The following is a 10,864-nucleotide window of genomic DNA, read 5'->3' as shown; positions in this document are numbered from 1 at the left end:
CTTGGTTTCATACCACTCTCTACCCTTTAATTTGAGCATAACAAAGCGTGTAAGCATGCCGGCGATAAACGGAATACCAAGATAAATAAAGACGCTTTCGGCAATCTGCCCGATGCTAATATGTACAATCGCGCCTTTCAGACCAAAAAGCGGCGGCAGCACCGTTATAAAGATATAGGCGTAGACCGAGTAAAAGAGAACCTGAAAGATCGAGTTAAATGCGACTAAACCCGCTGCGTACTCACGATCTCCCTTGGCCAGCTCATTCCAGACGATAACCATAGCGATACAGCGAGCGAGGCCGATCATAATAAGACCGACCATGTACTCGGGGTAGCCGCGAAGGAAGGTAATCGCAAGCAAGAACATGATAATCGGCCCAACAACCCAGTTTTGGATCAGTGAAAGACCGAGCACCTTTTTGTTTCTAAATACCTCGCCTAGTTCCTCGTATTTTACTTTGGCGAGAGGCGGATACATCATCAAGATAAGGCCAACAGCGATTGGAATTGACGTGGTGCCGACCTGAAATTTGGTGATAAGATCAATCATGCCGGGGGCGACAAAGAACATAGCCACGCCAACCGCCATGGCAAGAAATATCCATAGAGTCAAAAAGCGATCAAGAAACGAAAGTCCACTCCTTGAGGGTTTGCATGCTTTTACATCGGTCTGCATTTTGTACCTCCTATAAAGCTTTAATTAGTATTTAAAGAATCAGGTAAAGTTTCTATAAACTCTCTTACTAGCTTTGATCGTTGATTCGATATGTCAACATCTGCCGAGTACGGCTCAATCACATCGCCTTTTAAGTGCTGAGCCCACCCTTCAGCCATCTGGCTTCGGGCCGAGTTGCCGGTGCATAAAAATAGAATTCTTAGTTTTTTATTATGTGCTTGCATAACTACCAATCCTCTTATGATTAGCCTTTAAGCCTGCCAAAGGAAATAGAGGCCAAGGCCGATAAAAACAACCCCGCTTATGACTTCAACTTTCTCTCGATGTTTTTGCAGAAAAGATGTTTTCGTAATAAAGCCGGTAGATGTGCCGGCCGCCATGAGCGGCAAACCGTGTGCCAAGCTATATGTAAACAGCAACGCGCTGCCAAGAACAGCATTACCCTTCGATGCAACATACGTTAAGATAACAGCGACCACCGGCGTTGCACAGGGCGAGAGAATAAGTCCAAGAAGAATACCAAGAATAAACGCGCCCAAACCGCCCTTAAACTTAATACTGTCTGCTGTCAGCTTTACCGGCACCGCTAGACGCAACTTTATAATCTGCATGAAATGAAGGCCAACGATAATTAAGACAGCCCCAACAATGAAGTACCAGGTGCGATTAGTAAGCGATACAAGCCCGCCGAGATATGAAGCAAACGCCCCGATAATTGCAAAGGTAGACGAAAAACCCAGGACAAAAAGAAGCGACAGCAAAAAGCCTTCTCTGCCCGCCGCTTTTGACCCTTCGGTATTTTTGGCAACATAGCCGATCACCGCCGGGAAAAACGGCAGCACGCACGGGCTAAAGCCCGTAAAAAGGCCACCGGCAAAGGCCAGGCCAAATGCCAATACGGGACTTGTTGTAAGCGCCGTGCTGAACTGCTGGGCAATTGTTTCAAGCATCTACTTCTCCAAGGCCGTTAATAGCTGCGTGAGCTTGTCTTTTTCAATGACTCCGATTTGCCGGCCGACCGACTTGCCTGTTTTATCATAAAATACGCTCGTCGGGATGGTGTTTACTCCAAACTGGTTAATCAACCTTTGCTCAGCTTGGTCATCCACTAATATCTCAATGATATTGACCCGCTTTTCATATTCCGGCCTAATCTGCGCAATGATTGCCGCCATCTCTTTACAAGGTGCACAAGAGTTAGTACGAAACACGATCGTGGTCGGCTTGCCGCTTTTAAGGCCTGCTTGAAGTGCCGCCTCGCCGGGGCTCAATGTTTGACTTGCCTGGCCGGTTGATTGGTTTACAGGTGCCGGACATACGTTTTGTGCTGATGACGTAGCTTGCCCTGATGATACCTGCTGATTTGATGTCTTTTGGTAGATGATAAGAGCTGCTACAACAACTACGGCTATTACCACAACGATTTTCCCTAACGTACTTTTAGACATGCAAGTACCCCTCCTCTTTTAAATCACCAAATTGAACAGATAACCGGTAAAGATAATGGCAACGCCAACCGTGGCAAAAAACGTGGCAAGCAGTGGCTTTTTTAGAACCTTCCTGAGAATAATCATCTCGGGCAAGCTCAATGCTGTAACCGACATCATAAATGCAAGGGCTGTTCCCATCGGCACGCCTTTACCGATAAGAGCAGTTACGATTGGGATGGTGCCAGCCGCATTTGAATAAAGCGGGATACCGATTAAGACAGCAACGGGAACCGCAAACGGATTGGTTTTTGCTGCAACGCGTGAGATAAAGTCGGCTGGCGCATAGCCATGAATAAAAGCGCCGATGCCCACACCTAAGGCAATATAGGGAGCAATCTTCTTAACAAGATCAAGAGTATAAGTTCTCGCGTCATCTGAGCGGTTTTTCCAGGTAAGCTTAGCGGCCTCTGTTGCGGTCTTGCCTACTTTAATTTGATAGACGAAATCCTCAACCCATTTTTCAAGGCCGAGTCTACCGATAATGATGCCCGCTACTATGGCAACTAGAAGCCCGGAGACAACATAAATTACGGCAATCTTCCAGCCAAAAAGCGTCCATAAAAGGCCAAGGGCAATCTCGTTAATCATCGGCGAGGCAACGAGAAACGAGAAGGTTACCCCAAGAGGAATCCCCGCTTCAACAAAGCCGATAAAGAGCGGCACCGCCGAGCATGAGCAAAACGGGGTTATAATCCCAAACAACGCCGCCAGCACGTTGCCGACGTATTCGTTTTTACTGCTGAGCATCGCTCTTATTTTTTCAGCCGGCAAGAAGGAGCGGATAATGGCGATAGCATAGATTATGATGGTGAGCATAAACAGAATCTTTACCATGTCATAGATAAAGAAGTTTATGGCCCCACCGAAAACCGAGGTCTTACTAAACCCAAGCAGACTATATGTAAACCAATCTACAGCGCTTTGCCACATAAAAAGTTATCCCTTCAAGATGTTAACAATCTCAGAAACGCTCGGCACGCGCCCGCTTACCTTAACTTCACCGTTCACGACAAGGCCGGGGGTTGAGAGTATGCCATAGCTCATAATCTCTTGGATATCCTCTACTTTCTGGATATCGGCATCGAGGTCAAGCTGAGCGGCGGCCTCAAATACATTTGCCTCCAGCTTCTTGCAATTGGCGCAACCCGGCCCTAGTATTCTGATCTGCATCGCATTCTCCTCCTAAAATTATTTGATTATATAGGTTAGTGAAATAAGCAATTTTTTCGGTATTGATCTGGTAATGAATCCATTTACCCTCGCGGCGTGTCGTAACAAGCCCCGCACCCCTAAGCGCTTTTAAGTGGTGGGAGACAAGATTCTGTGGCAGGTCGAGCGGTTCATGTATATTGCAAACACAGCGCTCGCCCTTTTTTAAAAGGCAAAGGATTTGTAAGCGGTTTACATCTGAGATGATTTTTAGATATTCCGAGAACTCTTTTAGCTGCTTTAATTTAAGAGATCCATCCCTGCAACACTCTTCCATAAGATACCTCATATCAATCGTTATTATATCAGTACACATTGATATGATATATCGTCCTATCCCAGCTCGTCAATAGTTTTTAAGCAATAAGGACAGCGCTTACATCAAATCATCTACCGGAGTGCAACAAAGATAGGCAAGGAGAAGAAAACATAATGCTATTTCTGAAAGTACTCTCGAACTTTCGCCGCTATCTGATGATCCGTCATCTTGTCAACTGTTTCAATACCTATGATGCGTCCACCGAGGTTGTTGCTTTCAAGCCGTTCTTTTAGTTCGCCTTTTGCCTCACCGGGGCCAAATATCAGAATCGCTTCCGCATCGCGAATTTTCGAAAATATTTCATCATAATATATGTTGAGATGTCCCGTATACGCCCTCTCTCGGCTATCATCCGCCGGTACCTGCAGCGGTTCATAGGGGCCCTCAAGAGGTGAATCACCAGAGCGGCGGAGCTGTTTTTCTAGCCCCGACATTATCTGTACAACTTCTTCCCCTTCGTCGGTAACGACCACGACAACAGCCTTCCTACGATCAATCCATAAACCTACTCTTTTACTCATCGATTTCTCCCTTATCTATTAGCTCCACTACTAGCTTCACTACTGAATAGCCGCAATATGAGTTGTTTATACCCATGGCAACCTCTTTAGATGCAACTAAACTCTGGTCATCCTGATGGGACTATTATTTAGAGTATTTCTTAGTACGAATCCTTACACCGGCAAATTGTAATTTCATGCCAATAATTGGATTAGAATAGACTGTATTCGATTTTAAGCGTTTAAGTGAAAGGGGCTTCAATACTTTTTGTGTCATTCCAAGGCCCACCGGCAGGCCAAACATTACTAAAAACGCAATCAGCGACAATTGCTGAAATAACTGGGTTTAAAAAGGAATATATATCATCGATAATTTGACTAAATTCAATGCTGCCTACATCTAGGCGGTTGCGCCTCAAAAATGCCCTCCACTGCTTCTTATGGTCCCTTTCTTCTGCGAACTCACGTGTGAGAGCTATAGGTGTTAAGTCTGGTATCGGTGTCTTGCGCCGATTAAATGTTGCATTGATTGCTACCTGCAGAACATGGCCGGTGAAAGTAAATATTTTTGACATCATCCAGATATCATAAAAATCTTTCATACGGCTATTCACCATACCAAGCTTAACTATAGCTTCAAGTTTTTCAGCAATCACCGTCTCTTTAGGGTATGCCCGAAGCCTTGGTGCAGGCGACTCAAGCATTGTTGGATACTCGATTATTTCAATCTCAGAAACAACTGCATCACCAAAGCCAAAATCAAGTTGTAAAGGAATCTGAGCAGCCCCAAGACTTGCATTAAGAGTTATCCGTTTACCCTGATACTCCTCATCCTCACGAATATCCATAACTTGAATATCCTCAGTATTAAATACTAGACCATCTAATTCTACAGGGGTAACACAAATATCTTTAACCGTGTTGATGAGGTTGTCATCGGCGTTGTCGCCAAAGCCCAGAAAATCAATATCTCTGGTCGGTCGATATAGCTCTTCTGCCCACGCGAGAAAGAGCATTCCACCTTTTAGAATAAATCTGTCAGCATACTCAGACTGGTAGAGGCGATATAAGAAGCGCTCATTTGCATACCTGGTAAGAACAAAGCCAAAATCTTCACCGTGAATCCTGCTTATATTTAGTAAGCGTTGGCGAATTGAGGCTTCTACGTTGGTGATCTGCCTATCTTTCACATAATCACCTCAAGATATGGTTTCATAACATTTGCTACCCGGCAGATTTTAGCGTAATGCCAAAGTTCATCGTTTGAGCATTTCCTCTGCCTGCGGCATTCACGAAGCGCTTCAATGGCGATATCAATACCTATCTTGTTGCGATACTTAAAACAATCAGCCACAGTCTTAGCTGGAGAGTAAATCTTTACAGTTACCCCTTCTATCTTATGCTCTTCAACACCAGCTTCAAATGCAAGTCCCGAGAAACGAACGAAATGCATCATGGGGCGGTCGATCCTTGGCCTTCTTGCTTTTTCTTCGATGGCACACCATACTTCGAAAGGTAGCTGCGTAGTCAGACCATGGAATTTTAGTGCCGATAGCAAACATACTACTCCACGAGGCACCCGTTTGGCGACTTCAGCAATCGTATGATTCTCAGTAGGAACAGCATTCGGTAGAGAATAAAGACCTCGACCGACATGCTCGATTAGCCCGCGATCACTCATTCGCTTCAGGTATACCCGTTCTATACCATAAGCATTAAGGTCTCGGGCTCTTATTGTTCCCTCTCTATTAACTATCTTAAGAATTTGTTGTACCTTTGATCCAGCCATTAACTTCACATCTCATATGATACTTATTGTCGGGATTTATATAATTATCCCGACATATTGTAACATCTACCAATCCTATCGTCAATTTCTTTTAGAAGCTTCAGCAAAATAAAGGGAATTAAGGCAGCATAATTCAAGTATTAGGATAGCAGTTCGAATCCTGTCACCTCCCACCCTTCCACAAAAAGAAAATGGCTTGTGAAAAGCATTTTTCACAAGCCAAGTTGTTGTCGCCCTCACAGGACGCTATTTGAACTACGATGTATTAAAAAGATTGGCAAAGTATGTGTCTGAACTGCGATGATATATTAACACGTTATGTTTTTGAAACAAAAGGTTTCTATCAAGACTTAAAAATTGAAAGGCTTATAGCGAAACAAGAACGAGCTTAGCTTAGCCCATCTTTTTGGAAGAGATTTTTTTCACGGCCTTCCCTTTTTTAGACGGAGCCATTACTTTCTTAAGCTCACTTGCTGAGATGCCTTTTTTGGCTCTCTGCTCAACCTCTTTTTTGACCTTTTTTAATTCCTCGGCGGTTGCCATATATTTTGGCATTGTGTCTCTCATAGTCCGAGAGCCTCCTTCAAAGCTTTACGCCTATCCCCGGCTAAATTTTCGAGCTGTAAATCGGCGTGTGCTGCATGTTTGTGAGGATATGGTGAACTAAAATCCAATAATAAACGATAGTCTTCTGCAATCCATTCGCCTATTTCATAAAGACTAAGCCCCTGTAAGCCGCCAGACCTCATTTTGCCAACGTATTCTACATACTCTCTAAACCGGCTATCAAAACCATTTTCTGTATAATTTCCCGTGATACCAAATGTTTTTAAGTGGCCGCGTTCATGCAACAACGTCTTTGCTGTTAATTCTACGATATCGCCAGCCCGTTCGGCAAGTGATTCATCCATTCCTAAAGCATTGTAAAGACCCCTTAATTGCTGAACAATGTTATTTGCTGATGCCTTTAAATCCATGCCTTGAAGATAGATGATCGGGCGGCCGAAGATTACAAAGCCAAATGATTTATCGGTATGATACCTGCTGCTTTTTATGGTTATGCCAGAAAAATCTCCACCCTTTGCCTCTGCCAAATCTATTGCTTGTTCAATAAACTCTATGGATTTTGCAACACCTTTTAGGTGGCCAAAGTATGCATCATCGTCTCTAGGGCCATTAATTATTTCGATATTTCTCACAGCAGCTCTTTATTCACTCCTAGCCAACACAGTTTTTTATTTATCAAATCTCCGCATTACAGCGCTATCCCCTAGACTTACTCTTTGATGCTATTTTAACATAGCATAAAGTTAATAGTTTATACTGGTAGTGGTTGTTGGTAGAGAGAAACGTAGCTATGGACTTTACGGATTCTCTTAAGGATTAGAAAGCGATGGCACACAACCCATAACCATACCCCATAACAATAGGCAAAAATAGAAAAATGGCTTGTCAAAGCCATTTTCCCAGGTAGGTGTCGGGATGAGAGGATTTGAACCTCCGGCCTCCACGTCCCGAACGTGGCGCGCTGCCAAACTGCGCTACATCCCGATTGCGGTTTTTATTATACCATCTTTTCGCGTAAATACCAGCTCTTTAGCGTTGCCAAGTGCTGTGCGTAAATATTTAAACAATTTAGTTTAACAAACTTCTCATAAATGCGTCAAAAGCTACAGGATTGCGGGTATGCTATCTAGTATGAGAAAGATTGCGTCACAGCAGCTTAAAATTGCACTTATTGCGCCTCCCTGGTTCCCGGTGCCGCCGACCGGGTATGGGGGCATCGAGCTTGTCGTTTCGATTCTCGCCGAGGGACTCTGCCGCAGGGGCCATGATGTCACCCTCTTTGCGTCCGGGGACTCGGTTACGCAGGCGCGGCTCGTATCTGTGTTTGACACGGCGACGTTTAATAAGCTCAAGGAGAACGTACACCTTGAGAACATACAATCCTTAGCGGCTTATGAGAGGGCCGGGGAGTTCGATATCATCCACGACCATGACGGCTATGGCAGCCGCCTTCTCGGGGCGCTTACATCAAGGCTTTTGGCGAAACCGGTTATCGCAACGATGCATGGGCCGGCCGAGCCCTACAGCCTCGGGTTTTACCAATCACTCGCATCTGATTTACTCTTTGTGGCAATCAGCGAGTATCAGCGTTCAAGCTTCAGCGGCATCGATTTTTTGGCAACTATACCAAACGCCATTAAAATCAACGACTATCCCTTCTCGGAAAATGCCGACGATTATCTGCTTTTTGTCGGGCGCATGAGCGAGGAAAAAGGGGCGCGCCAGGCTGTGTCCGTGGCCAATAAGCTTGGAAAGAAGCTTGTTATGATCGGCAAGTGCAGTGAGGCAAACGAGATCAAATACTTTAACGAGTATGTCAAACCCATCCTGGGGAACAACACCGAGTACCTTGGCGAGGTTGATCTTGCAACCAAACTGGAGCTTTACAGAAACGCCGAGTGCCTGCTCTTCCCCATCCAGTGGCCGGAGCCGTTTGGGTTGGTAATGATCGAGTCGATGGCCTGCGGCACGCCCGTTGTGGCGATTAGGAACGGCTCGGTACCGGAGATCGTACACCACGGACGCACGGGATTCATCGTCGAGGATGAAGAGGGTATGGTCGAAGCGGTCAAAAATATTGAAGGTATCGAGCGCCTGGAGTGTCGCAAGCGCGTGGTTGAAGAGTACAACGAAGAGGTCTTTATCGACCGACATGAACTCGCCTACGAAAACGCGCTCACCCTCAACGGGCAGAGAAAAGCGGGGCTTTCCGCACATCGCCTTTAGCGATTAAGCGGCACGCCTTTGTTCTCTTTGCTCTTCTTCAGCCTCACGCCGCAGACGTGCTTTCGGCCCCAACTCCTTTGCGGAACATCTTTTCTCGATCGTAATATCTGGAGAGACTGTTGCCGGGTTCTCGATCATTTTTAAACTCGATACCCGGGGTGCGCGGCTCCTCTGTCATCTGGGACACGCCACCTAAGAGCATAAGCCGTATGCCCTCGATAGTCATCCCATAGCTCTTGGCGACAATTGAGTGCATCATCTCGTGCAGGAGAACCGAGCCAAAGATCAAAACAGATTTCGGACCAGGGGTTATTGACAATACTGAAATCATCGGAATAAACTTCTTATGTTGGCAAACACAGATTGCTTGCCAGACGCTCAAAGATTAACTTTTTTGGAGGAGATAGAATGCGCCCTGTCGTTGATCACGAAGAGTGTATAGGATGCGGACAATGCGAACAGATCTGCCCCGAAGTGTTTGAACTTCGCGAAGACGGATTCGCCTATGTGATTAAGGCGCCCGGTGAGGAGTTTCGCGCCCAGGTGGATGAGGCCATCGAAGAATGCCCTACCGGAGCTATAACCTGGGAAGAATAAAAAAACTGGTTATGCGATATAGCGGGACGGGGGCTCGTCCATAAAAAAGCCGGATTGCTTTGCTTTGAGCTTGAAGTCATGGGCGTGGCTTGACATGGAGATCGCATTTTCCATGGTAACCTTGCCCTCTCCCACAAGCTCAAGCAGACCCTGGTCAAAGCTTTGCATGCCGTAGTATTCGCCCTGCTCAATGGCCTCGTAGATCTTGGAGGTCTCTCCCTCGTTAACGATGTATTCCTTGATGGTCGCGGTGTTTATCATAACCTCGACCGCCGGTATCCTTCCTCCGCCGACTTTTGGAAGAAGCCTGAGGGATATAATACCTTTAAGCGACGAGGCAAGCATGAGTCGTACCTGTTTTTGCTGGTGGGGTGGGAAGAAGTCGATGATCCTGTTGATGGTCTCCGTCGCGTCGACAGTATGAAGCGTGCTCAAGATCAGGTTTCCCATCTCGGCTGCAGTAAGCGCGGCCTTAGTGGTCTCCATATCCCGCATCTCGCCGATCATGATGACATCGGGGTCTTGTCGTACCACGTACTTGAGAGCGTCGGCGTAACTATCGGTATCGATGCCGATTTCGCGCTGGTTGACGATGCTTTTTTTATCCTGGTGAAGAACCTCGATCGGGTCCTCGATGGTCATAATATGGCACCGCCTCGTGTTGTTGATGCGGTCGATTATCGCCGAGAGCGTAGTCGTCTTGCCGCTTCCGGCGGTACCCGTAACGAGGATAAGTCCTCTGGGCTCATCCGCCAACTTCTCAATGACTGAAGGGAGGCCCAGCTCGGCCATATCGAAATTCTCGTTTCGCACTTTCCTTAAAACCACACCGACGCTTCCCCGCTGTCTAAAGGCGTTTACCCTGAACCGCCCGACCCCGGCCAGGCTGTAGGCAAAGTCGACCTCTTTTCTGCTTGTGAACTGCTGCTTCTGGTGCTCGTTCATGATGCTGACCGCAAGGCGCTCCGTATCCTGCGGTGTAAGCGGAGGAGCATTCACTACCAGCAGCTCGCCATCTATTCTGAGTGTTGGCGGGCTGCCGACCTTAAGGTGTATGTCCGAGCCATTTCGCTCGGTTAAAACGCGAAGCAATTCATGCATTTCCATATTGGATAGTTCGGTTTGCATGATGTAAAACTTTACACGCTACGCACCGATGACTTTTACGATCACCTTGCGGCGCCTCGGCCCATCAAGCTCGACTAAGAAAATATTCTGCCAGGTACCACATTCCAACCGTCCACCCGTTATGGGAATGGTCAGGCTGCACCCTATTACCGCGCTGGTCAAATGCGACCACGCGTTGTCGTCAATGCGGTCGTGCTCGTAACGCCGATCTCTTGGGATAAGATCGGATATGGCCGCAGTCATATCCGAAATAAGCCCCCGCTCGTTCTCGTTGATGATAAGTGCTGCTGTCGCATGCGGCACGTAAACCAAAGCGATGCCCTCTTTTACCCCGCTTTTGTCGATCTCGGCGATTACTTCC

At 46.5% G+C, this 10,864-nt stretch carries 16 protein-coding genes, 1 tRNA gene and 1 pseudogene; 2 read left to right on the top strand and 16 right to left on the bottom strand.

All coding sequences use genetic code 11. The features are described 5' to 3' along the window. The 13 genes and pseudogenes from COY37_RS01255 to COY37_RS01200 all read right to left on the bottom strand — a co-directional run. A partial coding sequence (locus COY37_RS01255; RefSeq protein ID WP_502692933.1) for an arsenic resistance protein occupies positions 1 to 678 on the bottom strand: 678 nt, incomplete at its 3' end. A gap of 50 nt (positions 679 to 728) precedes the next feature. Further along, positions 729 to 902: pseudogene (locus tag COY37_RS01250) on the bottom strand (arsenate reductase/protein-tyrosine-phosphatase family protein); the annotation flags it as partial. Between the two features lie 27 nt (positions 903 to 929). Then, positions 930 to 1,628, bottom strand: coding sequence for a cytochrome c biogenesis CcdA family protein (locus tag COY37_RS01245; RefSeq protein ID WP_286677928.1), 699 nt, complete (start codon positions 1,626 to 1,628; stop codon positions 930 to 932). Next, a complete protein-coding gene (locus COY37_RS01240) occupies positions 1,629 to 2,126 on the bottom strand; it encodes a thioredoxin fold domain-containing protein (protein WP_286677927.1) in 498 nt (165 codons plus the stop codon). Positions 2,127 to 2,144: 18 nt separating this feature from the next. Continuing rightward, positions 2,145 to 3,098, bottom strand: coding sequence for a permease (locus COY37_RS01235; RefSeq protein ID WP_286677926.1), 954 nt, complete (start codon positions 3,096 to 3,098; stop codon positions 2,145 to 2,147). A gap of 6 nt (positions 3,099 to 3,104) precedes the next feature. Continuing rightward, positions 3,105 to 3,338, bottom strand: coding sequence for a thioredoxin family protein (locus tag COY37_RS01230; protein ID WP_286677925.1), 234 nt, complete (start codon positions 3,336 to 3,338; stop codon positions 3,105 to 3,107). Beyond that, positions 3,274 to 3,654, bottom strand: a complete 381-nt coding sequence (locus COY37_RS11720) for an ArsR/SmtB family transcription factor (protein WP_353682422.1) — start codon at positions 3,652 to 3,654, stop codon at positions 3,274 to 3,276. The genes COY37_RS01230 and COY37_RS11720 overlap by 65 nt, the downstream gene beginning before the upstream one ends. A gap of 158 nt (positions 3,655 to 3,812) precedes the next feature. Then, positions 3,813 to 4,217 carry a hypothetical protein gene (locus COY37_RS01225; RefSeq protein ID WP_286677924.1) on the bottom strand — a complete coding sequence of 135 codons (405 nt, stop codon included), beginning with the start codon at positions 4,215 to 4,217 and terminating at the stop codon, positions 3,813 to 3,815. 221 nt (positions 4,218 to 4,438) lie between these two features. After that, positions 4,439 to 5,386 (bottom strand): nucleotidyl transferase AbiEii/AbiGii toxin family protein, encoded by a 948-nt coding sequence (locus tag COY37_RS01220; RefSeq protein ID WP_286677923.1) that lies wholly within the window; start codon positions 5,384 to 5,386, stop codon positions 4,439 to 4,441. Further along, positions 5,383 to 5,985, bottom strand: a complete 603-nt coding sequence (locus COY37_RS01215; protein ID WP_286975627.1) for a type IV toxin-antitoxin system AbiEi family antitoxin domain-containing protein — start codon at positions 5,983 to 5,985, stop codon at positions 5,383 to 5,385. Before COY37_RS01215 ends, COY37_RS01220 begins: the two co-directional genes overlap by 4 nt. Before the next feature lie 393 nt (positions 5,986 to 6,378). Beyond that, a complete protein-coding gene (locus COY37_RS01210) occupies positions 6,379 to 6,552 on the bottom strand; it encodes a hypothetical protein (RefSeq protein WP_286677921.1) in 174 nt (57 codons plus the stop codon). After that, positions 6,549 to 7,184 carry a hypothetical protein gene (locus COY37_RS01205; RefSeq protein ID WP_286677920.1) on the bottom strand — a complete coding sequence of 212 codons (636 nt, stop codon included), beginning with the start codon at positions 7,182 to 7,184 and terminating at the stop codon, positions 6,549 to 6,551. The genes COY37_RS01210 and COY37_RS01205 overlap by 4 nt, the downstream gene beginning before the upstream one ends. Before the next feature lie 278 nt (positions 7,185 to 7,462). Next, a tRNA-Pro gene (locus COY37_RS01200) sits at positions 7,463 to 7,536 on the bottom strand. A 135-nt stretch (positions 7,537 to 7,671) separates the two neighbouring features. Between COY37_RS01200 and COY37_RS01195 the strand changes: the two genes are divergently transcribed. Continuing rightward, positions 7,672 to 8,778, top strand: coding sequence for a glycosyltransferase family 4 protein (locus tag COY37_RS01195; RefSeq protein WP_286975622.1), 1,107 nt, complete (start codon positions 7,672 to 7,674; stop codon positions 8,776 to 8,778). Positions 8,779 to 8,821: 43 nt separating this feature from the next. Here the strand turns inward: COY37_RS01195 and COY37_RS01190 are convergent, their stop codons facing one another. Further along, positions 8,822 to 9,109: a site-2 protease family protein gene (locus COY37_RS01190; protein WP_286677918.1), complete on the bottom strand. Its 288-nt coding sequence runs from the start codon at positions 9,107 to 9,109 to the stop codon at positions 8,822 to 8,824. Positions 9,110 to 9,186: 77 nt separating this feature from the next. Between COY37_RS01190 and COY37_RS01185 the strand changes: the two genes are divergently transcribed. Continuing rightward, the gene (locus COY37_RS01185; protein ID WP_286677917.1) at positions 9,187 to 9,375 is read left to right on the top strand and encodes a ferredoxin; all 189 of its coding nucleotides are present in this window, start codon (positions 9,187 to 9,189) and stop codon (positions 9,373 to 9,375) included. 9 nt (positions 9,376 to 9,384) lie between these two features. On the opposite strand, the gene COY37_RS01180 is transcribed toward COY37_RS01185, so the two are convergent. Both COY37_RS01180 and COY37_RS01175 read right to left on the bottom strand, forming a co-directional pair. Further along, positions 9,385 to 10,503: a type IV pilus twitching motility protein PilT gene (locus COY37_RS01180; protein WP_286975618.1), complete on the bottom strand. Its 1,119-nt coding sequence runs from the start codon at positions 10,501 to 10,503 to the stop codon at positions 9,385 to 9,387. A gap of 18 nt (positions 10,504 to 10,521) precedes the next feature. Continuing rightward, a partial coding sequence (locus COY37_RS01175; RefSeq protein WP_286975616.1) for a secondary thiamine-phosphate synthase enzyme YjbQ occupies positions 10,522 to 10,864 on the bottom strand: 343 nt, incomplete at its 5' end.

Origin of the sequence: Candidatus Aquicultor secundus (genome assembly GCF_002791875.1) — a bacterium.
In the GTDB taxonomy this organism is placed as follows: domain Bacteria; phylum Actinomycetota; class Aquicultoria; order Aquicultorales; family Aquicultoraceae; genus Aquicultor_A; species Aquicultor_A secundus.
The sequence above is the reverse complement of the archived record's forward strand: the minus strand, read 5'-3'. Positions and strand labels throughout refer to the sequence as shown.